At 61.3% G+C, this 22,093-nt stretch carries 19 protein-coding genes and 1 pseudogene; 13 read left to right on the top strand and 7 right to left on the bottom strand.

Features of this window, described 5'->3' with window-relative positions:
* Positions 1 to 30 precede the first annotated feature (30 nt).
* Both ppc and RIF72_RS17580 read right to left on the bottom strand, forming a co-directional pair.
* A complete protein-coding gene (ppc, locus tag RIF72_RS17585; RefSeq protein ID WP_309076119.1) occupies positions 31 to 2,829 on the bottom strand; it encodes a phosphoenolpyruvate carboxylase in 2,799 nt (932 codons plus the stop codon).
* A 155-nt stretch (positions 2,830 to 2,984) separates the two neighbouring features.
* Positions 2,985 to 4,658, bottom strand: coding sequence for a sigma-70 family RNA polymerase sigma factor (locus RIF72_RS17580; protein ID WP_309076118.1), 1,674 nt, complete (start codon positions 4,656 to 4,658; stop codon positions 2,985 to 2,987).
* 266 nt (positions 4,659 to 4,924) lie between these two features.
* Between RIF72_RS17580 and RIF72_RS17575 the strand changes: the two genes are divergently transcribed.
* The 3 genes from RIF72_RS17575 to RIF72_RS17565 all read left to right on the top strand — a co-directional run bounded on the left by RIF72_RS17575 (position 4,925) and on the right by RIF72_RS17565 (position 8,096).
* Positions 4,925 to 5,566 carry a hypothetical protein gene (locus RIF72_RS17575; protein ID WP_309076117.1) on the top strand — a complete coding sequence of 214 codons (642 nt, stop codon included), beginning with the start codon at positions 4,925 to 4,927 and terminating at the stop codon, positions 5,564 to 5,566.
* A 106-nt stretch (positions 5,567 to 5,672) separates the two neighbouring features.
* Positions 5,673 to 7,004 carry an Ig-like domain-containing protein gene (locus RIF72_RS17570; RefSeq protein ID WP_309076116.1) on the top strand — a complete coding sequence of 444 codons (1,332 nt, stop codon included), beginning with the start codon at positions 5,673 to 5,675 and terminating at the stop codon, positions 7,002 to 7,004.
* Between the two features lie 264 nt (positions 7,005 to 7,268).
* Positions 7,269 to 8,096, top strand: a complete 828-nt coding sequence (locus RIF72_RS17565) for a DUF1684 domain-containing protein (RefSeq protein ID WP_309076115.1) — start codon at positions 7,269 to 7,271, stop codon at positions 8,094 to 8,096.
* Between the two features lie 37 nt (positions 8,097 to 8,133).
* Here the strand turns inward: RIF72_RS17565 and RIF72_RS17560 are convergent, their stop codons facing one another.
* Positions 8,134 to 9,429 (bottom strand): acyl-CoA dehydrogenase family protein, encoded by a 1,296-nt coding sequence (locus RIF72_RS17560; RefSeq protein ID WP_375164250.1) that lies wholly within the window; start codon positions 9,427 to 9,429, stop codon positions 8,134 to 8,136.
* Positions 9,429 to 10,235 (bottom strand): SDR family NAD(P)-dependent oxidoreductase, encoded by an 807-nt coding sequence (locus RIF72_RS17555; protein WP_309076113.1) that lies wholly within the window; start codon positions 10,233 to 10,235, stop codon positions 9,429 to 9,431. Before RIF72_RS17555 ends, RIF72_RS17560 begins: the two co-directional genes overlap by 1 nt.
* Positions 10,236 to 10,326: 91 nt before the next feature.
* Here RIF72_RS17555 and RIF72_RS17550 point away from each other — a divergent pair, with 91 nt between their 5' ends.
* Positions 10,327 to 11,487 carry a glycoside hydrolase family 76 protein gene (locus tag RIF72_RS17550; RefSeq protein WP_309076112.1) on the top strand — a complete coding sequence of 387 codons (1,161 nt, stop codon included), beginning with the start codon at positions 10,327 to 10,329 and terminating at the stop codon, positions 11,485 to 11,487.
* On the opposite strand, the gene RIF72_RS17545 is transcribed toward RIF72_RS17550, so the two are convergent.
* Positions 11,484 to 12,089 (bottom strand): YdeI/OmpD-associated family protein, encoded by a 606-nt coding sequence (locus RIF72_RS17545; RefSeq protein ID WP_309076111.1) that lies wholly within the window; start codon positions 12,087 to 12,089, stop codon positions 11,484 to 11,486. The genes RIF72_RS17550 and RIF72_RS17545 overlap by 4 nt on opposite strands.
* 99 nt (positions 12,090 to 12,188) lie before the next feature.
* On the opposite strand from RIF72_RS17545, the gene RIF72_RS17540 reads away from it, so the two are divergent.
* From RIF72_RS17540 to tgt, 5 genes are all read left to right on the top strand, one after another.
* Positions 12,189 to 12,902, top strand: coding sequence for a hypothetical protein (locus tag RIF72_RS17540; protein WP_309076110.1), 714 nt, complete (start codon positions 12,189 to 12,191; stop codon positions 12,900 to 12,902).
* Between the two features lie 77 nt (positions 12,903 to 12,979).
* A complete protein-coding gene (locus RIF72_RS17535) occupies positions 12,980 to 13,519 on the top strand; it encodes an NUDIX hydrolase family protein (protein ID WP_017199858.1) in 540 nt (179 codons plus the stop codon).
* Positions 13,520 to 13,592: 73 nt separating this feature from the next.
* Positions 13,593 to 14,576: a DUF6707 family protein gene (locus RIF72_RS17530; protein WP_309076109.1), complete on the top strand. Its 984-nt coding sequence runs from the start codon at positions 13,593 to 13,595 to the stop codon at positions 14,574 to 14,576.
* A 72-nt stretch (positions 14,577 to 14,648) separates the two neighbouring features.
* Positions 14,649 to 15,359 carry an SRPBCC domain-containing protein gene (locus RIF72_RS17525; protein WP_309076108.1) on the top strand — a complete coding sequence of 237 codons (711 nt, stop codon included), beginning with the start codon at positions 14,649 to 14,651 and terminating at the stop codon, positions 15,357 to 15,359.
* Between the two features lie 47 nt (positions 15,360 to 15,406).
* The gene (gene tgt, locus RIF72_RS17520; RefSeq protein ID WP_375164249.1) at positions 15,407 to 16,732 is read left to right on the top strand and encodes a tRNA guanosine(34) transglycosylase Tgt; all 1,326 of its coding nucleotides are present in this window, start codon (positions 15,407 to 15,409) and stop codon (positions 16,730 to 16,732) included.
* 96 nt (positions 16,733 to 16,828) lie between these two features.
* Here the strand turns inward: tgt and RIF72_RS17515 are convergent, their stop codons facing one another.
* The gene (locus tag RIF72_RS17515) at positions 16,829 to 17,539 is read right to left on the bottom strand and encodes a queuosine precursor transporter (RefSeq protein ID WP_309076107.1); all 711 of its coding nucleotides are present in this window, start codon (positions 17,537 to 17,539) and stop codon (positions 16,829 to 16,831) included.
* A 220-nt stretch (positions 17,540 to 17,759) separates the two neighbouring features.
* Between RIF72_RS17515 and RIF72_RS17510 the strand changes: the two genes are divergently transcribed.
* The 3 genes from RIF72_RS17510 to RIF72_RS17500 are packed head-to-tail and all read left to right on the top strand — an operon-like array spanning position 17,760 to position 19,831.
* A complete protein-coding gene (locus RIF72_RS17510; RefSeq protein ID WP_309076106.1) occupies positions 17,760 to 18,422 on the top strand; it encodes a TetR family transcriptional regulator in 663 nt (220 codons plus the stop codon).
* Positions 18,419 to 19,333, top strand: a complete 915-nt coding sequence (locus RIF72_RS17505; RefSeq protein WP_309076105.1) for a TIGR01777 family oxidoreductase — start codon at positions 18,419 to 18,421, stop codon at positions 19,331 to 19,333. Before RIF72_RS17510 ends, RIF72_RS17505 begins: the two co-directional genes overlap by 4 nt.
* Before the next feature lie 45 nt (positions 19,334 to 19,378).
* Positions 19,379 to 19,831, top strand: a complete 453-nt coding sequence (locus RIF72_RS17500) for a hypothetical protein (protein ID WP_309076121.1) — start codon at positions 19,379 to 19,381, stop codon at positions 19,829 to 19,831.
* 44 nt (positions 19,832 to 19,875) lie between these two features.
* On the opposite strand, the pseudogene RIF72_RS17495 reads toward RIF72_RS17500, so the two are convergent.
* Positions 19,876 to 20,307, bottom strand: a pseudogene (locus RIF72_RS17495) (methyltransferase family protein); the annotation flags it as partial.
* A 364-nt stretch (positions 20,308 to 20,671) separates the two neighbouring features.
* Between RIF72_RS17495 and RIF72_RS17490 the strand changes: the two are divergent.
* Entirely contained in the window at positions 20,672 to 22,093 is a 1,422-nt protein-coding gene (locus RIF72_RS17490) for an MFS transporter (protein WP_309076104.1), read from the top strand.

Genomic DNA, 22,093 nt, shown 5'->3' with positions numbered 1-22,093 from the left:
ACAATCCCGAGGGATGTGAGAGAAGGTTTGCTAGCCGGTGTTGCGAAGCCCTGCAGCTACCCCGTTGACGGTGATGAGCATGGCCCTTTGGAGCCGCTCGTCGATCTCGCCGCCGGACAGCTGCTCCTCGCGCACACGGCGGAGCAGCTCCACCTGAAGGTAGCTGATCGGGTCCAGATACTGATCGCGGATTTCGAGTGAACGCTTCAGTGTCGGCTGGGCATCGAGGAGTTCGATCTCGCCGGTAAGCCGCTCGATTTCGGCCACAGTGAGCTCGTACTCGTCGCGGATCATGTGGAACAGGCGGTGCAGTTCCTCCGGGACCAGGGACGAAACGTAGTGACCGGCAATTTCCATGTCCGTCTTGGCCAAGGTCATTTCGACGTTGGAGATGACAGAGCGGAAGAAGTGCCAGCGGTCCATCATTTCCAGCAGCTGATCGGTGTCACCGGCTTCGCGGGCGGCTTTCAACCCGGAACCCACGCCGAACCAGCCGGGAACGATCTGGCGCGACTGGGTCCAACCGAAAACCCACGGGATTGCCCGCAGGCCACCGAGTCCGGCACCTGAATCCGGACGCTTGGAGGGGCGCGAACCGATGTTCAATGAACCCAGCTGCTCCACCGGTGTAGACGCAAGGAAGTAGGCGGGAAGCTGGGGATCGTCAATCAATGTACGGTAGCGGGCGAACGCTGCATCCGAAATGGTTTCCATGACGTTTGCGTACCGCTCACGCTCGTCATCCGAGGTGCGCGGGGTGCGGTGCAGGGCCGAACCCTGCATCACTGCGGCCAGGGAAAGTTCCAGGTTTTCGCGGGCGAGCTCGGGCAGGGAGTACTTATCCGAGATGACCTCGCCCTGCTCGGTGAACTTGATCTCGCCTTCAAGAACGCCGTTCGGCTGGGCCATGATGGCGTCGTAAGTGGGTCCACCACCGCGGCCAACTGATCCTCCGCGGCCGTGGAAGAGGCGAACGCGGACGCCATGCTTGGCAGCTACATCACGCAGCTTGCGCTGGGTCTTGTGGATCTCCCACTGGCTGGTCATGACGCCGGATTCCTTATTGGAATCGGAGTAACCCAGCATGACTTCCTGGATGTCGCCCCGGAGACGGACAAGTTCCCGATATGACGGATCGGAGAGCAACTGGTCCACGATTTCGGCCGAAGCCCGGAGTTCCTCCACCGTTTCCAGTAGCGGAGCGAACCCGATCTTGGCATGGGGTTTGCCGCTGAAGAGGTCGATCAGTCCAGCCTCGCGGGCAAGAACTGCTGCGGCCAGGACGTCATCGGCGCCTCGGGTCATGGAAATGATGTACGTTTCCACGACGTCCGGGCCGTAAGTGTGGAGGGCCTGGCGGATACTCCGGAAGACGTCGTATGTGCCGTCCGCAGTGCCGTCAAGCTTGATCGGGTGGCCGGACAATGGGCGGCGGGACGCCAACTCCGCGCCCAGGAACGTGAAACGTTCCTCACGCGTCAATTCGCCGTAGGGCTTTTCAGTGCCGAGCCTGTCCACGAGCTGCCCCACAGCATCGTGGTGGTAATCGGCGTGTTCGCGGATGTCCAGTGTTGCCAGGTGCAAGCCAAAGGCAGCGATTGCCCTGCGTACACGCGCCAACGCGCCGTCTGCCACCAGCGCTGCCGAGTGGTTCCGCAGCGAGGCCTCAAGCAACCCAAACTCCGCGAGCAACTCAGGAGTAGTGGCGTAGTCTCGGCCCGGCTCGTGATAAGTGGAAGCTGAAATACGGCGACCGGTGTTGATGAGCTTGGCCTTGATGCACGTCAGCTTGAGCCTGTAGGGCTCCTGCGCGTTCAGTTCAAGGATACGTTTGTCCAGTCCAGGGAGGTTCTTGAGATCCACAGCGATCGAATCCAGCAGTTCCTGGTCGGCCCCAAAAAGAGCCGTCGAATTGGAGAGCACCGAGATGAGTTCGTCGATGAGGGCAATGCTGATCCGGACAGCGTTTTGGTTCTGTAGCTGCAGGATTTCCCTGGTGACAGCAGCAGTAACGTTCGGGTTGCCGTCACGGTCTCCACCGATCCACGAACCAAACTTCAAGGGTGCAGCAGCCGCCGGGAGCGTTACACCATGCTCAGCCAGGAGTTCCGAAAGGTCGGTCAGCATTTCCGGCATGGCGTCGGTCAGGATGCTGTTCAAGTAGTAGATGGCGTTTCGAGCCTCATCCACCGGTGTGGGGCGGACTTGGCGGAGTTCGTCAGTCTGCCACATTTGGTCGATGATCTCGGCGAGTTGCCGGTCCTGGCGGCGCCGCGCCGAGGTCCCATCCGTGGTTGGCTCAGCAAGGACGTCCGATAGTTTGCGGACCTTATCCAGCACAGAGCGACGTGATGCCTCGGTGGGGTGAGCTGTGAAAATGGGCCGGACATCGAGTTCGTCGATCACATCCTGCAGGACCTGTGGGCCCGCTTGGCCGGCTATCTCTGAGACCGCTTTTGCCAACCAGCCGTCCTTTTCCTGCCGGGTACGCAGTCCACGAACGCGATGTACCTGCTCAGCTGCATTGCTGAGGTGAAAATAGAACGCAAAGGCACGGACCAAATCGGTCGCCTGGTCCAGCGGCAGGGAGGCGAGCAACTCGCGGACCTGGGCAACGACGTCGTGCGCGCTCCAAGGGCCGGTAGCATCCGCGCCGCCTCGTGCGGCTTCTTTAGACTCCTTGGTCAGCAAACGAACCTGCTCCACGAGTTGGAGCAGTTCCGGACCGTGTTGTCGAACCAGGGACTCGCCGAGGAGGGTGGATACGCGACGCACGTCGGCACGCAGTTCGGCTGCGAGATCGGTGTCTTGATGGGCAGTGTGAACCATTGATACTTACCTTCGGGATCTGGTTTGGCCCGTACACTGCGCTGGATACTGTGAGCCGGATTACTAATGTTTCCTACGGGATCTTACCCGCACAGAAGTCAACAAAAGAATGTGTCTCAGATTTTGGCGTCGCCTTGCGCAACCAGAACCCCCTGTCAGTAGTTGTAGGAGAACTTGTTGGGAGCCAACCCCGGGCCACTCAAGGTGTAGCTCAGTTCACGACTTTTTTTATTGCCCTTGGAATCGGTCACCACATGGAATTGGAGATCTTCCCGTTGCACAGCGCTGGTGGCACAAATAGCAACGCGCCGGTTCTCCAGCGCGCAGGTCCATCCCTCCGGAGCCTGAAGGGAACCTTCCTCGATCCATGCATCCGCGGCTACCGAAAATACGGCCTTGCCGCTACCTAAAGGGCCTCCGCCTGAGACTCGGAAGTCGATTTCCATGATGATGTTCCTTGAACTCCAGCCTGAAATTTGCCGTACAGAGCCGCGGACAATCGCCGGAGCGGTGGTCTTCGGGCCTTCCGAGAGTGCGGGAGTGGGTGTGGGGGAAGGTGGTGCCACCGGGGACGCGGCCACGGAGGGTTCAGGGGGCTTCTCCTGTGCGGGCTTCTCCTGTGCCGGTTTCTCCTGTGCTGGCGGCGAGGGTACCTGCGCCCCCGAAGGCACCTCCTCCACCGGGGTTGGAAGCAATTCCACCGCTGCTGACGGTAATTCCGCCGGGGCCGGCACCAGTTCTGACGTAGCTGGCGGTAAGTCCGCCGGAGAGGAAGATGCAGGGAGCGGCGTGCCGCTTGGCGTAGCCGCCGAAGTGGGCGTCGCCGTTTCACTGCCCCAGGGTGGACCGCCAGTCTCCACCGCGCGCTGCTGCGAATAAGTTTCCGAAGTCAGATGGTCAACGATCCCTATGGACCCCAACACAAGCCCCATCCCGGCCGCTGCGACGACGGCCACGACTATCGGTTGGGCGAGCGCTGGTGCGATAAGTGCAGCCTTAGCGGGGAAAACCGCGCCTAAGACGCCCAGTCCCGTGCTTTTTCCTGCCCAGATGGTGATGGGAACACCCGTCACCAAAGGCAGGAGCACGGCCCGCATGCTCCCTTGAACGTCCTTCAACTCCGAGAGGGCGGCCGTACATGTAGAGCAGCCATTCAGGTGATCCCGAACCTTGCGTTCGGTGGATGCCGAAAGTCCACCGCGGACGAAGTTGCCGAGTTTTGAAACGAACTCGGAACACTCACCATCGGCCTGCTCTGCGATATGGCACTGCAGGTATTGCCTCCTGAGGCCCTCCCGTGCACGGAGGGCAAGCGCTGAAACGGCATTGGGGGAAAGCCCCAGAATGGGTGCAACGGCTGCAGGTTTCATGCGTTCCACGTCCAAGTACCACAGCACCGCCTGCCACCGTTCCGGCAAAGTGCGGAACGCTTTGGCGACCGTGCGCGATTCGAAAGCACTGATGGCGGCATCCGAATCGGCCAAGGCATGATCCAGGACAGAGTCATCACCGCTGGGCAGGACCTTGCCGGCTTTTCGGTTCCGTTGATGGGAGAGCCTGGTTACTGTCGATAACAGGTATGCCCGGAAGAATGTATCCGGCCCCCTCCCGGCCACGAGGCCTTGCAGCACAGCTTGAAAAGCCTCGGCCACGACATCCTCGGCATCGCTTGGATTGTCCACGTTGCGTCGGGCGACGATGGATGCAATGGACACGTGACGCTCGTAGAGACCATCAAACGCGGACATGTCTCCGCCCCTGACCAGCTCAATGAGACGCCCGTCGTCGTCGATTGTTGATTTGCTGCCTGCGTTTGACCTGTGTGCCATCTATGGCATCCCCAAACCGTAATGAACCCTGCCCATATTTATGGAGTGGGGGCTGGAGGCAAGTCGTGACGCGTTTTTCTACAGAGTCTTTACCAAAGCTTGGGGAAAGTATCTCGTCACGAACTAGTTATTCAGCGCACTATTCGGATATGACTTCGTTTAGGACCAAATCATTCGGCGAATGCGCGTTTTCACGGTATCTTTTACAGCGAAGATGGCAAACCATCAGTTGCAAGACAGGATGGCGTTTCCGTGCGGATTGGTTCGTGCCCGAGATCCGGACAATCGTAGCGTCACTCGCCAGCGGCACAGCGATTCCGGCCTGCAGGTCAAAACTACTCGGAGCGGCCCGCGCCAGGAATGGCGTCGGCATCAACGAGACCATGAACGATTTTCGTGCGTTGTTTGTGGCCTCGGGACAGCCCATCGACATCGATGCACTTCAATCATTGGCAGAAGGCTGGGCGGAGGTTGCAGAAACAGCCGAGCCCATCTCATGCACCGACGTCTACACAGGTTTGGTCACCCAAGCGCACTTTCAGCGACGGATCCACGAGGTATCCACTTTAGGGCCGGAACACCCCGGCCCGCATGCTCTGGCGATCATCCGATTGCCCGGTCCCCGCCATAGTCGCGGACACTGCTGGACACTCCTTGCCCGGCTCGGGGAAGCCGTCAAAGGCCAGCTGCACGGAACCGGGTCCATGGCCATGTACCAGAATTCTGCTGTCCATATCCTCTTTCCTCTTGGAGAACGCAGCCTCTCCCGGCTACTGGGATGCAAGGCCGTGCTGGAGGCCTTGGGTGATGAGACCCTGAGCCCTGCGCGCATGATGTTTTACCCGCTTTCTGCGGCGGGAGTGTCGAACGCAGCGGCCACCGAAACGGCAGTACAGGACTCCCGCTGAACATCCCGGGGCCGGAATCCGAGCGGCAACGTCACGAACCTTCCGCTGCCAACACTCACCCTGTGACGGAACACAACACCCAAGGATTCGAAGGACCATCCCGAAAATGAACAATCAGATCCATCTAAAAACTGTGTCGCTGGTGACTGCGCTGCTGGCCGTGGTCATGGCTCTCTTGGGCTTGGGGCTAACCGCGCTTCCGGCCAGTGCGGCAAATATTCCGGAAGCAGAAATCACCATCAGCACGGAATCAGTAGTTACCAAGCAATGGGACCAAGTGGATGTGAAATGTGAATGGTCAGTTCCCGACAAGTCGCAACCCGGGGACACCTTCAGTGTTCGGCTCCCCGCTGAACTGCGCTGGTTTGGCGACACTACCTTTGACCTAAAGAACCCGGCTGGTCGTACAGTTGCCACAGCCGCCGTGAACGATGACGGCTTGGTGGTCTTCACCCTGACCGATTTCGTGGCTTCGCATCCCTTGAATGTGGGCGGAAAGTGTTTCTTCACTACTCAGTACTCGCTTGAGCCCACCAACGGAGGAACGGAGGAGCTGAACTTTGTTGTTGGTGACAGCGTGGTTCGTGTCCCCCTAACCACTGAACCCTGCACAGAGGATTGCGACCCGGGAGTGCCAACGTCTGTCGGAAAGTCGATGTGGTGGGCAGACCCCGCCCAGACGAAACTGGAGTCGATCTTCTACATGCCGCCCATGGCATTCGAAACCAACGATGTTGTGGTGACAGACATCCCCGCGGCCGGCATGGAGATCGATTGCAGCCAAGTTACACCCCGAGTTGGCAAAGTAGTGAGCGGCGCCGGCAACATAGTTGAACCTTTCGATAATGAGCAATATCCGGCAAGCATTCAGTGCACCCCGGAGTCGCTAACGGTCAGTTGGCAGGGGCTGCCGGAAGGCGAGCATGTGGAGCTCTTCGTCGTCACGACGGTGACCGACCCTTCCCTGGATGTCTACGAGAACAACGGAACGGTTAACATCTCGGGCGAACAAAACCCCGTTGGCGCCGAGGCGCGTCGAAGCATCGCCAGCGGAACGGGCGACGGGACAGTCGAAACGACACCGACGCCGAGCCCCAGCACAGCACCCGCAACACCGACACCGACACCGACGCCGAGCCCCAGCACAGCACCCGCAACACCGACACCGAGCACCAGCACCGCAACAGCAACGCCGGAACCGGCCCCGAGCACCAGCACCGCAACAGCAACGCCGGAACCGGCCCCGAGCACCAGCCATCCCGTTGTTGTAGTGATTCCGGAGGAACCGGCGGAATCCACCGACGAAGACAACTCTGAGCAGCTGGCCAACACCGGCGCCCAGGGGCAAGGGTTCATCTTCATTGCTGCGGCGCTTCTGGCCGTAGGATCCCTGCTCGCCTTCGCAGGTGCCCGTAAGTACGGGCACCGGTCGCACTAAGAGTTCGACCGGATAGCGCTCTTCGGGGCAAGACGGCAACGATGGGTTGGGCACTTGGTGCGCGGCCCATCGTTGCCGTCCATCAATCCCGGCTCGCGCTGGCATGAGTAAGGGCCAGCGCGAGCCGATCCAAGAGAAGCGCGGGCCGATCCAAGGTAGTGGGACGGGCTCAGGTGGCGGAGAATTCCGGGAATGTCCAAGACCGGAGCATAGTTGAGGCAAGTGCAACCGCCACGAACTGACGTGAACCAGCCGAGGAGAACCATGAGCTCGCCCACCATCGCAACCGACGCCCAAATCGCCCGTTGGGAGCGGTTCCGTGCAGGTAGAAATGCAGCTTTGGCCACCGAACACGGCTGGCTGACGCTCACATCCTTCCAATGGCTTGAGGGCCAGCCCTCGGAGGTTGAGCTCGTTCCCGGCCTCTGGTCAACAGACGGCACCACGGCCTTCCTCACGGCGAGCGCTGCGGACGGACTCACGCTGGTGGAGACAGGAGAGGTCGTCGATGGGACCATCTCGGCGGCGCTGCAGGATGAAGAGTCGCTCATGTGGGTGGAGTTCGGAGGCGAGGACGGCAAGCAAGTTGTGGTGGAACTCGCTATGCGTGCGGATAAATACGCCGTTCGCACGCGCGATAGCAGCTCCCCGGTATTGACTGGGTTCAAAGGAGTCCCCACCTACGACTACAACCCCGGTTGGGTTATCGGGGGCCGGTTTGAAGCCTACGACGAGCCAATGGACGTGCCAATCGGCACGGCGAACCCCTTGGTGGACGGTGTCCACAGGTCAGTGGGCGAGGTGGTGTTCCGTGTGCCGGGTGTTCCCCACGAGATCCGGCTGCATGCGGAAGAGGAGAAGCTGGGCGCGCTCAACGTAACCTTCCACGATGAAAGCAACGGTGACACCACGGATGAATGGCGCAAGGTGTTCATCCCGCGGCCCCGACCCGACGGGTCCGTAGTGATCGACTTCAACCGCGCCATCAACTACCCGAGTGCCTTCACTCCCTATGGCACCTGCCCAATGCCTGTCCGGGGCAATTCAATCGATGTTCGGGTGGAAGCCGGGGAGAAGCTTCCGGAGGACTAGCTCCCGGACACCAATGGCTGTCTGAGCCACATCAGGTTTAGGCGATGGCCGAAACCCCTGTCACTGCACGGCCAACGATCAGCGAGTTAATTTCGTAGGAACCTTCGTATGTGTAGATGGCTTCGGCGTCGGCGAAGATCTTCGCGATGCGGTAATCGGTGACGATTCCGTTCCCGCCCAGGATTGACCTGCCCAACGCCACGGTTTCCCGCATCCTGGCGCTGCAGTAGGCCTTGGCAAGCGCCACCTGCGCCATCTCTGCGCCTCCGTGCCGCACTCCTTGCGCATCTGTGAAGATGTCCTCCTGCAGCTGCGCGATCCGAACCATCATTCCCATGCTGGCTACCGCGTTTCCAAGCATGTCCACCAGATGTTGCTGGATGAGCTGGAACTTGGCCAGCGGCTTACCGAACTGCATGCGCTCGACGGCGTACTGCCGGGCGACGTCGAAGGCTGCAAGTTGTTGGCCAACTGCCTGCCAGGCCACCATGATGCGGGAGCCACGGAGTAGGTGGTTGGTGTCGACGAAGCTGCTGATGCCAGCGAAACGATCTGCCTCAGCTACCTCAACGTCCGCAAACACGATGTCGGCGTTCTGCACAGTCCTCAGGGCAATTTTGTTCTCGATGCGGCTACGGGTGATGCCCGGCAATGATGCGTCAACGATGAATGCACGCACGGCGCCATCTGTTTCGTCCTTGGCCCACACCAGCATGTAATCGCAGAACGTCCCGTTCCCAATCCAGCGTTTGGCGCCGTTAATCACCCAGTAGTCGCCGCCGTCGGAATCTTCCCGCGCAACCCGGCGCGCAGTGGTCTCCATTCCTCCGGCGACGTCGGACCCGTGGCCCGGCTCAGTAAGGGCGAAGGCCCCGGTTGTGCGGAGGTTGGAGGCGTCGTCCAGGTAGCGGTCCTGCTGAGCGTCACTGCCGAAGTCGTACAGCGACTCCACGAAGAGATCGTGGTGAACCATGAAGAACGTTGCGATCGAGGTGTCGACCCTTGTCATTTCGGCAATAACCAGGCCAGCGAACAGGTGGGTATATCCGCGCTGGGCGGGCGCGCTGAGCCGGAGGGCCGCGAGCTTAGGAAGAATGTTTTCGGGAAACTCTGCTTTCTCCCACCACTGCCCGGCGTATGGGGCGATCTCGGAGGCAAGGAAGGTCCGGAGTTCGTTGAGTTTCCGTTGTTCCTGGACGCTGAGCAGCGATTCGAAGTCAAAGAAGTCAGCCGTGGGTAGGTCAGCCACTGACGGCGAAACGGGACCGGCGGAACCGGAACCAGCGGGAACTGTCCCCGGCAAGGACCCGGAAGGGCCGCTGTAATCGCCCATCACTTGAGTCCCATTCGGATTGCGCCATCGAGTCGGATGGTCTCCCCGTTGAGCATGGCATTTTCGACGATGTGGGCTGCCAGGTTTGCGTACTCCACGGCACGGCCCAGGCGTGCAGGATGCGGGACCTGTTGTCCGAGGGAGTCCTGGGCTGCTTGGGGAAGTCCGGCCATCATGGGCGTTTCAAAGATGCCGGGCGCGATGGTGGCTACCCGAATCAGTGATCGGGCAAACTCCCGCGCCAAGGGCAGCGTCATTGCCGCTACGGCACCCTTGGATGCAGCGTAGGCTGGCTGGCCGATCTGGCCTTCGAAGGCAGCCACGGAGGCGGTGTTGATGATGACGCCGCGTTCGGGCCCACCCAGTTCCGTGGAGACGGGTTCGGTTTCCACCATGGCAGCAGCGGCCAGGCGGATCACGTTGAAGGTGCCCACAAGGTTGATCTGTATGACCTTGTTGAAGTTCTCCAGCGGCAGCACGCCTTCGCGGCCAATGACTTTCCCCGGCGTTGCGATACCTGCGCAATTGACCACGATCCGGAGCGGTCCCAAAGATACGGCGGCATCGACGGCGGCCTGGATTTGCGATTCGTTGGTGACGTCTGCAGGAGCAAAGACAGCACGTGGACCCGACTCCCCCTCACCCGAACGTGCCGCATTCAGTTCGGCCGCATATCCGTCACCAGCCGATTGCGGCAGATCCACCAGTACCACCGAAGCTCCGGCGTCGAACAAGCGCTTCGCGGTAGCGGCCCCTAGCCCTGATGCCCCGCCGGTTACCAGCGCGACCGTGCCCTTGATGTCCATTCATCCTCCTTGATGCAGACCCAAATCCGTTAATGAATGTTAACTGGAATTGTTGGCAAGCGCACACTTCCTGCCCCGCTAGGCTGATTGCATGTCCAGCCAGACCGAACCCGGGGCGCCGGCCCCCTCCACAGACGCCGCCGAATGGGCAACACGTGCCACCCAAGCGGCCCGATCAGTGACCCGAAGCTTCGGCAGGCGCCTGCTCTTCCTGCCAGGTACGCACATAGGTGCAGTGAGCCTGCCCAGCAACACCATCAAGAGCCTCTCCGGCCCGTGGCATTACTGGTGGCAAGCGCACTACGTGGACTGCCTGGTGGATGCGGGCCGCCGCGAACTCGCGAGTAAAACAAAGTTCGACGGCGACTCCCGCCCGAGCGCGGGCCGGCTCGCTTCGCGGCTGGTCACCACCATCCGGTTGCGGAATCTGCTGCGATTCGTCAACGACTACTACGACGACATGGCGTGGCTGGCACTCGCCACGCTGCGATTGGAAAAGCTTGCCGAAGAGACCAACAAACCTGGTCGGCGGCGGAACGCCTATGTCCGCAAGAGCCTGACGCTGCAGTTCGATTCAGCTTCCACGGACCACCTTGGCGGCGGTACTTTCTGGAGCACCAAACGGGACTTCAAGAACACCCCTGCCACAGCCCCCGTGGCACTCTATTACGCGCGGACCGACCACACAGAGCGCGCACGGAAGTTGGTGGACTGGCTCAACAACAAGCTCCTCCACCCGGAACGTGGCGTGTATCGGGACGGGCTTCGGATCAGTCAGGGCAGGGTGATGGTGGATGAGGCCATTTACACCTACAACCAAGGCCCGGTCCTGGGTGCGTTGCTGGAACTGGGCGGTGATGACAACCTGCGCAGGGCCGCCCTGCTGGTGGACGCCGTGAAACGCGAGCTGACGCTGCCCGGCACGCAGGTCATCCGTGGTGATGGCACGGGCGATGGTGGCCTTTTCACCGGCATCCTGCTCCGTTATCTCGCTTTGGCAGCCCGGGACGCCCGGCTCCCAGCCACAACCAGGGCAACGGCCAGGTCCTTGGTTCGCAGCACAGCCGAAGCGTTCTGGGCCGGGCGCCGCGAGGACCCGAACCAGGCCACGGGTCGTAAGGGAGCTCCAGCCATCGTGTTCTCCTTCGACCCCCAGCGTCCGGCGAGCGAAACGTACCCGGTGGGTGCCGCCGTCGAGCTTTCCACGCAGCTTCAAGCTTGGATGGCGCTGGAAGCTGCCGCCACGCTCTAGTTGCCGCTTGAAGCGGGCCGCTTCCTTTGCGGATACGGGGCTTCGTGACGGGCAAGCATCTCCACGAAACCGGCGATCTTGCGAGCACGGGTATCGGCCCTTTTGACCCCGTTGGTGCGGTGGATGAGGGCGAAGCGGTTCTGGGAGGTCAGACAATCGAACATTGCCTGGGCCTCCGGGACTGCGGCGATGGCTGCCGCGAGGTCATCCGGAACCACGGAATCGGCCGGTCCGGCGTAGGCCGCTTCCCAGCGTCCATCAGCTTTTGCGGCCTCGACGGCCGCTCGTCCGGCAGCGGTCATTCTGCCCTCGGACTCCAGTCGCGCAATGTGCCCCACATTCCGCGCTGACCAGATACTCTTACGGCCGCGGGGCGTCATTCGCTGGAAGTAACTTTCGGCGTCGCGGCTCCTCGCTTGGCCGTCAATCCAGCCAAAACACAGGGCCTCATCCAAAGCGGCGTCGTAGTCCAACTCCGTGAGCTTGCCGCCCTTCTTGTGCAGAATCAACCACACGCCGGGACTCTCAGCGGCATGCTCCGAAAGCCAAGAGCGCCAAGCGGCTCCGTCGGAAACAAGGAGTTCCTCAAGTTCAATGGGCATGGGTTCATTCTCCTGTGAAATGCACCGTCCCCCGCAAGGCCACGCGGCATAGGCTGGGAGCGGACACCCGAACCGCGAGGACCCAACCCAGGAGGACCAATGTTGCGAGCCCGCCCCATCCACTACACATCGCACTTTGAGCAATGGGCCACGCTGCTGCAGGCGCTGGGTTTGGTGAAGACGGTGGACGACGGCGACTGGCAGGAGTTCGACGCCGGTTCGGGTCGCGTCGCGTTGGGTCGGCTGGAGCGTGGTCACCCACTGGATGGCTACACGATCTTCAGTGTCGAGGTAGGGAACCTGGAGGAGTTCGCACGCCGCACCGAAGAAGACGGCACCCAGGCGGAGCTCCATGAAGCCTCCTACGGGCCCTCTGTACGCATCTCTGCCGATGACGGCTTCGAGTTCTTTGCTTTCCCGGCGCAGCGGGCAGCAGATGGCAGCTGGGCCACATCAATTGATGCCGATCCAGCACTCACGGTGGCAGCGACGTGGGTCAGCCCTTTGGTGGCGTTCTCCGCAAACGTTTTGCGAAACATCGGCGCCCGGCCACGCACGGAGGACGACGAATCGGCCACGTTCACCACCAAGAACGGCGGAATCCTTCAAATTACTCACGGCGCGGACGCCACCAACGGGGACCTTGCGTTTGAGTACGACGGCGATCTGGAACCACTGCTGGCGCGCCTCAAAGCTGCGGATGTCGAGGCCAGGATCACCGAAGACCTCCTCTACGTCGCCAACCCGGATGCTGTGGGCGGCGCAGCGCCGGCGTCGATTGTCGTGGAGAAGTCACCAGTCCCGGCCTCGTAATACAGCCGAGAGCGTAACCCCGGAGCCACGGCGCCGCTGCCAAGGAAGTTCGGCTGGGGATGCGGTAGAACTTAACCATGAGCGTACGTACACCCGACCCGTATCCAGGCTGGCTTTCGGATGAAGACCTCTTCGAAGCCCGCGGCCGCCTCCCCATGGTCTACGTGGAGGCCGTTCCGGTCAGGCTGGATCCGCTCGGGTATGTGAACGAAGTGGGCACCCTCCTTCAGGGCGACGCCGACGGAAACATGGTCCGCTACCTCGTCTCCGGCCGCGTTCTCTACCGCGAAACCATCCGCGCGGCGCTCCTGCGGCACATGGAAAAGGACCTCGGCCCCCTGGCTTTCCCGCAGCTGCCCATCAGCCCTGTTCCCTTCACGGTGGCCGAATATTTCCCGGCCCCGTCTCAGACAGGCTTCACGGATGACCGCCAGCACGCCGTTTCGCTGGCCTACATCATTCCTGTGACCGGCGAATGTGAACCCCGCCAGGACGCTTTGGAACTCACGTGGATGACGCCTCAAGAGGTGCTCAGCGACAACGTCCAGCAGGAATTCGACGGCGGCCGCGGGAATCTCGTCCGGCAGGCCTTGGCTTTCTCGGGCATCGTTCTCTAGCGGGTCCCGGCCCCTTCACCAGCTGGTCTTTGTAGACTGGACGGCGGACCCCACGAGAACCAAAGGACTTCCGATGACTCACAGCCCAGCCACACAGCAATACATGGAAAAGCAGGCTGGGGACCTGCGGCCCGGGGATTTTGTGTTCCCACCCGGTGACGGGCCGGCCCAGGAAATTACCGCCGTTGAGGTGGAAAACGACGATTACGGCGTTGCCGCGTTGCTGCTGGTGACAATGGTCGACGGCGGTGCAGTACGGATCGCTGTCGGGTCAAGTGTTCCGGTGGGTGATGGAGTTCCGGTTGGTTCCAATGTTCCTGAGTCCAGCACCTCGGACTCAAGCACCTCCGCAGGAGGCGACGTCGACGCTCCCGCGGTGCCCGCCGTCGTTGTTCCTCCGCGCCCGGAAACGCCGCCCACGCACACCGGACCGAGCGCCGAAGAACTTGCCCTTATTCCCGAGCCCGACGGCACGCCGGAAGCCGTGGTCCGTGCCGCGGCCGCCAACCATAAGGGCAAGAACGGCGTGCAGGTCCTGGCGGATCGGCTCGCCAAAGGCATCAATACGAAGTCGGGGAGCTGCCTGCGAGACCTGAGTGATCTCGCCTTCGATCTCTGCATCGTGCTGCGCGACCCGGACCACGCTCTGGCAGTCGCCGACTTGCTGAATGTGCTGCCTTTCGACGGCAATCTGGACCGCTGGGCATCGATCGAACGTGCCTTGGCGCTATCCAGTTTCATTTGCCGCGAAGCCGGACAAAGCGATCGTGCTGCGGTTTACGAGAAACTGTTGCGCGCGCCCGAGTCCCAGGAAGAAGACCCCTTCAAGGCCCGGATCAATGCCCGGGTCAGGCAGCGGTCGCTGAACGAACCCAATCTGTACGACAAGGAAATCTTCCGCGCAATCGACAACGGGAACCACGAAGCCGAACGCGAATGGCGGTTCCTCCGGCTCGAAGCGCTCATGTTCCTGCGCGCCCACGGTGGATCGAAGACCATCGACGAGGACGAGCTGGCCCGGCGGATCGGTAACGAACTTGAGTCGGTGCGCGCCTAGCTTTCCCGGTACCGCTTATTCGGGAATATCAAGACCTGTTATGTGGGCGCCAACGGCGGTAGATTCGGGGCCATGACGAACAATCTGAGCGTTGTGATTAATGCCGACGCGCAGCAGGTTTGGACAATGCTGCGTGAACCGTCGTTGGTGGCTCAATGGCACGGCTGGGAAGCCGACGATCTTGCCGACGAAATCAAACAGATCTACTTCAACACCGATGTTGTGGAGGGGCCCGACCACACGAGCCTGACCGTCAACGGCGGCGATGTTTTTGAGCTCCACCCGGTCTCCGGTGGTACGGAGGTGCGGGTCACCAGGGCCGCCCTCGACCACAACTCGGAATGGGCCGAGTGGGATGAGGACATCACCCAGGGTTGGCTCACGTTCCTGCATCAGCTGCGGTTTGCGCTGGAACGGCACCCCCACGGACACCGGCGGACCCATTTCATTTCCCTGCCGGGTAAAGGCGGACCGGCGATCGAGAAGCTGGGGCTCGGGGATTTGCCGCCTGTTGGGGAGGAGTACTCGCTCACTCTTGCCACCGGTGAGAAGATCTCCGGCAAGGTCTGGTTCAAGAGCCGTCACCAGGTGGGCCTCACTGTGCACAGCTACGCCGAGCATGGGGACGGACTGCTGATCGTGGCGGAGCAACTGCCGATTCCGGAGAAAAGGCCCGACGGCGGCTCCATGGTGATTGCCTCCACCTACGATTTGGGCGCCCACACATTAGCGGACATCCGGTCCTCGTGGGACAACTGGAAGGCTGAGAACTACGGTTCGTAGGGTTTCTTCGGAAGGTTACCTGCCGTAAAGCTGGCACACTTGGTAGCGTGCCAGCTTCCTCATCTGCCCCTGCATCTTCCCCTGCTCCCACCCGGCCTGACTTGCCCGGATTGTCCGACCGGCAATCCGAGTTCTCCTTTTCTGTGGGCCAGCGCCTAACTGAAACGTGCTCCCCGTCGGACGCCCAGGTGGAAGTAAACGGAGGCTCTTTCCTGGGCCGAACCGGAACCATCACCACACCGCACGGGACCATCCAGACGCCCGCGTTCATCGCCGTCGGGACCAAAGCAACCGTGAAGGCAGTGCTGCCGGAGTCCATCGCCGAGCTCGGCGCGCAGGCTGTGCTTGCCAACGCCTACCACCTGTATCTGCAACCGGGGCCGGTGATCCTCGACGCCGCTGGCGGGCTTGGCGCGTTCATGAACTGGTCGGGGCCCACCTTCACTGACTCGGGCGGATTCCAAGTGATGAGCCTTGGCTCGGGGTTCAAAAAAGTCATCGACATGAAGAACGTGGACAGCTCAGGACCGGACGATGCAGTAGCGCCCGGCAAGGAGCGGCTGGCACACATTGACGACGACGGTGTCTGGTTCAAATCCCACCTCAACGGGGATCGGCACCGCTTCTCCCCCGAAATCTCCATGCAGGTCCAGCACCAGATCGGCGCGGACATCATGTTCGCCTTTGACGAGCTCACCACGTTGCAGAACTCCCGGGCCTACCAAGAGGAGTCGTTGGAGCGAACGCGGCTGTGGGCCCTGCGATGCCTGGAGGAACACGCTTCGTTGACCGCTTCCCGTGTGGGTAAGCCATACCAAGCGCTGTTTGGTGTCATTCAGGGAGCCCAGTATGAGGACCTGCGAAGGAAGGCCTGCCAGGATCTGGGCGCCATGCCCTTTGACGGGTACGGGATCGGAGGTGCGTTGGAGAAGGAAAACCTGGGCACCATTGTGCGCTGGTGCAACGAGGAACTTCCCGAGGACAAACCCCGGCACCTGCTCGGGATCTCCGAACCGGACGACATCTTCACGGCCATCGAGAACGGTGCCGACACTTTCGACTGCGTCTCCCCCACCCGTGTTGCCCGGAACTCCGCGTTCTACACACCCTTTGGCCGCTTCAACTTGTCCGGCGCTAAGTACAAGACGGACTTTGGGCCGTTGCAGGACGGCTGCGATTGCTACACCTGCCTGAACTATTCACGGGCCTACATCCACCACCTCTTCAAGGCCAAGGAAATGCTCTCGGCAACCCTGATCTCCATCCATAACGAACGCTTCGTGGTGAAGATGGTGGACGACGCCCGCCTGGCCATCGAATCCGGGGAATTCTTCGAGTTCAAGGCGGAGACGCTGGGCCGGTACTACTCGTAGCGCGCCATCGCCGGTCCGTTTCGGGGCTAGGCTGCGCACCGTGCCGAACGCACGGCATGGTGCGCAGCAAGCCATCGAAATGGGCCCCTGCGGAGGCTAGGCCGCGGCTACTCCGTAGCTCGGCTCTCGCTTCTTGATCCAGCCAACAACCAGCACGGTGACGGGTACGAACAGGAATTCCACGGCCGTCTTGTAGACGAAGCCAACCAGGACGTAGTTCAGGAACGAGCCGAAGTCCGTGATGCCGATGACCGACGCCGCGATGCTGCAGAAGATCAGGGTGTCAACGAATTCGCCCACCACGGACGAGCCCATCAGGCGCGCCCACAGAGACTTCTCGCCAGTGCGCTCCTTCATCTTCACCAGGATCCAGGAGTTGATGGTCTGCCCGGCCAGGAAAGCGAGCAGTGAACCGAGGACGATCAGCGGAACCGGGCCCAGGGCACCTTCGATGGCTGCCTGCTTGGCTGTGCCGTACTCGTCATTGAAGCCCGGCAGCACGATGATGATCCAGTAGCAGAGCGATGCGAACACCGAGAGCGCGAACGAGGTGATGATGGCCTTTCGTGCCACCTTGAACCCGTAGACCTCGCTCATCACGTCACCCAGGATGTATGCGAGGGGGAACAGGAAGAAGCCGCCGTCAGTGATAATCGGCCCGAACACTACGCCCTTGGAGGCGCCGATGTTGGACAGGATCAGCACTACGGCCATGATGGCCAGCATGATGCCGAAATACGGCGAGCCGATCGAAGCGAAGCGCGGTGCGGGCTTGCTCAAAGTACTGGAGCCTGAGGGCGAGGGCATGGGTCATCCATTTCTTAGTGGTTCGCGCAGGCGTCCGTAGTAAGACTGCCCCGCTGTATTAGCACTGTGGTTGGTGGGGCATCCGGCCCGGCACCGATTCCATTCTCCCACTCCGCGCCTGTACTTTCCTGTCTGCACAACCATCATCTTTTGAACATGTTCAGAAGCCATGTCATACTCATCCTTGAACACGTTCAAAATTCGATTGAGGAGCGGCACCATGGCAGCAAAGAGTGAGCAGACCCGGCAGCTCGTGGCCAACGTCGCGCTGAAGATGTTCCGTGAAATCGGCTTTGAGAAGACCACCATGCGCGCAATTGCGCAGGAGGCTGGAGTCTCCGTCGGCAACGCCTACTACTACTTCGCTTCCAAGGACGAGCTCGTCCAAGAGCTCTACATCCAGGTACAGGACGAACACGCCACAATGGCTGCGCAGGCCCTCGAAGGCGTCCAGGATCTCGCGGGGCGCCTCAAAGCAGTTCTGCACTCCGGTATCGACGTCATGGCGCCGTACCACCAGTTCGGTTCCGATTTCATCGCGACGGCGATCCGGCCGACGTCGCCCGTCAACCCGTTCGGCGAGGCGTCCACCGCCGCCCGCGAGGCCTCGCTCGCGATCTTCCGGTCCGCCGTCGAAGGTTCCTCCCCCGCCGTCGCGAAAAAGTTGCGCGGCGATCTACCCGAGCTGCTGTGGCTGGCTTACATGGGCGTGGCGCTGTTCTGGGTCTACGACCGCTCCGAAGGACAACGCCGTACACGAAAACTTATCGACGGCGCCGCTCCTCTGGTGGCGCGCGGCCTGTCATTGGCGAAAATTCCCGGCGTCAGCAAGGTGTTCGACGACGTCCTGGGGCTCGTGCGACGCGTCAAGGAAGACTCGTGATGCCGAGGACGGTGGTGATTGCCGGCGCTAGTGGCTTCATTGGCAGCTACTTCACGCAGCGGTTCATTGACGAAGGGTGGCAGGTCCGGACAGTTGGGCGGGACACGTCGGCTGACGCTCAATGGCACGACGACGGCGCCATCACCAAAGCGCTTGACGGCGCCGAACTGCTGGTGAACCTCGCCGGACGCTCCGTGAATTGCCGATACGACGAGCGGCACCGGCGCGAGATTCTGGACTCCCGGGTCCTCACGACTCGCGCTTTGGGACGCGCCGCTGCTCGATGTGCCGAACGGCCCAGAACCTGGATCAACTCAAGTACCGGCACCATCTACCGGCATGCGGAAGATGGTCCTCAGTCTGAGGTCACCGGCGAACCGGGAAGCGGATTCTCCGTGGACGTTGCCCGTGCTTGGGAGGACGAGTTGGCGGCTGCCGTTGCTCCGGGCACTCGAAAGGTGGCGCTTCGGATCGCGATCGTTCTCGGCGCGGGTGGCGTCATGAGCCCGCTCCGGAACCTTGCTCGGCTGGGGCTGGGCGGGCACATGGGCCATGGCACGCAAAAGTTCAGCTGGATCCACGTGGAGGACTTGTTTAGGACGGTGTTGTTCGTGCACACCCACGCTGAGCTGACCGGTCCAGTTAACGCGGCAACGCCCTATCCTGTGGACAACCGCGAGCTGATGTCACTTGTCCGGCAAAGCATGGGTGTCCCGTTCGGCATCCCAACGCCGGCCTGGCTGCTTGAAGCCGGCGCCATCCTGATCCGTACACAAACAGAGCTTGTACTGAAGAGCCGATGGGTGGAGCCCCGGAAACTGCTCGACGCCGGGTTCGCGTTTGAGTATCCTTCGCTGGCCGGCGCGCTCAACGAGATCGCCGAGGGCAAAGCCAAACGCTCGCTCACATAATCGCCCCTTCAGCCGAACGCTCGCTCACATCACTCGGAGGTAGTCATGAGCCATGACCCTTGGTCAATCGATGAAGAGTGCGCGCTGGCAACAAGGAGCCCATCCACAGGATGGCGCTACGGACCAAAGGATCGGGTGGTGCTGGGAGGCAAGGGACTGACTCTGGGCATATCCGTGGCGCACTTGACGTTCTGCGCGTTGCTGTCCAGCCAGAGTCCCGAGTTGGCCGTTGTCTTTTTCATTTACAGTCTGCTCCCGGTCTGGGCAGTTGGTGCCGCTGTAGGGTCACTCCTCGGACTGGCCCTGCGACGCGTTCGGAACCAGTGGCTTCACGTGGCCGCATTCTTCGCTGCGGGATTGCTCGTGTGCGTGCCTTTCGGCGCATTTTCGTCCACGGGTTCCCTTCTGTTTCCCACGTCGATTGCCGTCGCAGCGGGAGTTGGCCGCCTTGCCATTTGGAAACTGGTCCGCATTAACCGTGCCGGTGAACCGATGTAGCGGGGAACATCTCTCTCATAGTCGGCATAAGGCTGTCCAAATCTGTTTCGGAGCATGGCTTCTTCCCATAACGCGCCCAGATGCTCCACCGCCATTCCAGCCGGCAGAGTCACGAGAGCCCACACAGAACCCCTGTTTACCGCCACGCCTGCGTGGATCAGCCACCACCCGAGATACATCGGATGGCGGCTCACGGCATAGGGTCCGCTGGTCACTAGTCCCTCGGGGTGGCCCAGGGCAAAACTTCCCGCCGTTTCACGCCGGCGCTCCGAAACCGCCCAACCGGTGAGTCCTGCGCCAGCCAAAGCCAAGGCCAAACCGGCAGCCCTGCGTCGGACCCTGTCCCCGGAAACCGGAACGGGACGCAGGTGATCAAGGACGACGTCCAACACCAGACCGGCAACCTGACCTGGTGGTAGCGGAATATTGGCTGCCTCATGCTTCAAGACGCGGGCCGCGCGTCGAACTCCACCCATGCCTTGAAGATAACTCCGGCTGTTCGGGAAAGCCACAGCGGAAAGCTGCGCCCGAAAACCTGTGGAGCGCCGCCGCCGTCGGACGCTAACGTGCGCCACCGCCGTCGGACGCTAACGTGCGTGCCCGCCGTCGGACCTCAACCCGAGCCAGCCGAAACCTAAGGAAGTGTTAGGAAATCCCCCGCGAGCTAGGGCTGTGCCGTGCATCACCCATAGTTTGGAACATGTCCTCTTCACCTTGGAGGGCCTTTCTTAGTCGACGAAGAGCCATGCGCAAGGACGCCATGAGCACGAGCTTCATGGACAGAACGAACTCAGGCAAGACACGGCTGCCGTTTCCGGCGCCGTCCAGGAAGGTTCATTGATGAGCACCCAGCAAGCTGCACCTCTGAGCGAAGCCGCCCAGACACGTAAAGCCGTGAGCAACATCCTCAAGGGCTCCGCGGGCAACCTCGTGGAGTGGTTCGACCTCTACGTCTATACGGTTTTCGCGGCGTATTTCCAGTCGCACTTCTTCAACTCCTCGGACGACCTGCAGGCTGGTCTTGAGGCGATGGCGGTCTTCTCGACGTCGTTCCTCATGCGCCCGATCGGCAGCTGGTTCTTCGGCCGGTATGCCGACCGCAAGGGCCGCAAAGCTGCGCTGACACTCAGCGTGACCATGATGTCCGCGGGTTCCTTCGCCATCGCCATCCTGCCGACGCAGGACGTTATAGGCCTCTGGGCCCTGATTCTGCTGGTGTTCATCCGCATGGTCCAGGGTTTCTCGGTGGGCGGCGAGTACGGAACCAGCGCCACTTACATGTCCGAAGCTGCAACGGCCAAGCGCCGCGGCTTCTTCTCCAGCTTCCAGTACGTCACGCTGATCGGCGGTCAGATGCTGGCCCTCCTTGTGCTGGTTATCTTGCAGAACACCATGAGCAAGGATGACCTGACCGAGTGGGGCTGGAGGATTCCGTTTGCTATTGGTGGTGCCGCTGCACTGGTTGTTCTCTGGCTTCGCCGGTCCATGGAGGAAACCCTCTCTGCTGATCAGCTCCGCGCCGCGCACGTCAAGGTTGAGGGCGAGGCACAGCCTGGGACCATGAAACTGCTGTTCACCAAGCACTGGAAGCCGCTGCTCATCTGCATCGGTATCACCCTGGGCGGCACCGTGGCGTTCTACACGTACACCAACTTCATCCTGAAGTTCATGAACGATACGTCCGGCATCGCGAAGACCGATACCTCCGTCATCAACTTCTGGGCGCTGTTCATCTTCATGCTGCTGCAGCCCGTGTACGGCATGCTGTCCGACAAGATTGGCCGAAAGCCGCTGCTGATCTGGTTCGGCGTCACAGGCGTACTGTTCACGTGGCCGTTGCTTTCCACGCTGGCTGGAACCAAGGACCCGTTTGTGGCGTTCCTCCTGATGTTCGGTGGCCTGCTGATGGTGGGTGGCTACACCTCCATCAACGCGCTGGTGAAGGCTGAACTGTTCCCGGCGTCCATCCGCGCGCTGGGCGTCGGACTGGGCTACGCAATTGCCAACTCGCTGTTCGGCGGCACTGTACCGCTGATCGGTGCGGCCCTGCAGAAGTCGGGCCAGGTGGACATGTTCTTCACCTATGTCACTGCCGCTATCTTCATCTCCCTCCTGGTGTACATCTTCGCTCTGAAGAACAAGAAGCCGACGCACTTGGATGCCGAGCAGGGCAACGCCTTCGCGGCAAAGGGCACGGCAAAGGGTGATACGGAAGTCACTGCGAAGGACGACGACGACAAGAAGGATCTCGTCAACGCCTAA

This window comes from Paenarthrobacter sp., assembly GCF_031180005.1.
In the GTDB taxonomy this organism is placed as follows: Bacteria; Actinomycetota; Actinomycetes; order Actinomycetales; family Micrococcaceae; genus Arthrobacter.
Note: the sequence above shows the minus strand (reverse complement) of the source record. Positions and strands in the feature narration are given on the sequence as shown.

Coding starts and splice junctions, on each gene's coding strand:
- RIF72_RS17490 (WP_309076104.1), top strand. CDS start 20,672: ATGAGCACCCAGCAAGCTGCACCTCTGAGCGAAGCCGCCCAGACACGT.
- RIF72_RS17510 (WP_309076106.1), top strand. CDS start 17,760: ATGGCAGCAAAGAGTGAGCAGACCCGGCAGCTCGTGGCCAACGTCGCG.
- ppc (WP_309076119.1), bottom strand. CDS start 2,829: ATGGTTCACACTGCCCATCAAGACACCGATCTCGCAGCCGAACTGCGT.
- RIF72_RS17570 (WP_309076116.1), top strand. CDS start 5,673: ATGAACAATCAGATCCATCTAAAAACTGTGTCGCTGGTGACTGCGCTG.
- RIF72_RS17580 (WP_309076118.1), bottom strand. CDS start 4,658: ATGGCACACAGGTCAAACGCAGGCAGCAAATCAACAATCGACGACGAC.
- RIF72_RS17530 (WP_309076109.1), top strand. CDS start 13,593: ATGACTCACAGCCCAGCCACACAGCAATACATGGAAAAGCAGGCTGGG.
- RIF72_RS17535 (WP_017199858.1), top strand. CDS start 12,980: ATGAGCGTACGTACACCCGACCCGTATCCAGGCTGGCTTTCGGATGAA.
- RIF72_RS17550 (WP_309076112.1), top strand. CDS start 10,327: ATGTCCAGCCAGACCGAACCCGGGGCGCCGGCCCCCTCCACAGACGCC.
- RIF72_RS17515 (WP_309076107.1), bottom strand. CDS start 17,539: ATGCCCTCGCCCTCAGGCTCCAGTACTTTGAGCAAGCCCGCACCGCGC.
- RIF72_RS17525 (WP_309076108.1), top strand. CDS start 14,649: ATGACGAACAATCTGAGCGTTGTGATTAATGCCGACGCGCAGCAGGTT.
- RIF72_RS17565 (WP_309076115.1), top strand. CDS start 7,269: ATGAGCTCGCCCACCATCGCAACCGACGCCCAAATCGCCCGTTGGGAG.
- RIF72_RS17540 (WP_309076110.1), top strand. CDS start 12,189: ATGTTGCGAGCCCGCCCCATCCACTACACATCGCACTTTGAGCAATGG.
- RIF72_RS17555 (WP_309076113.1), bottom strand. CDS start 10,235: ATGGACATCAAGGGCACGGTCGCGCTGGTAACCGGCGGGGCATCAGGG.
- RIF72_RS17545 (WP_309076111.1), bottom strand. CDS start 12,089: ATGCCCATTGAACTTGAGGAACTCCTTGTTTCCGACGGAGCCGCTTGG.
- RIF72_RS17560 (WP_375164250.1), bottom strand. CDS start 9,429: ATGGGCGATTACAGCGGCCCTTCCGGGTCCTTGCCGGGGACAGTTCCC.
- RIF72_RS17500 (WP_309076121.1), top strand. CDS start 19,379: ATGAGCCATGACCCTTGGTCAATCGATGAAGAGTGCGCGCTGGCAACA.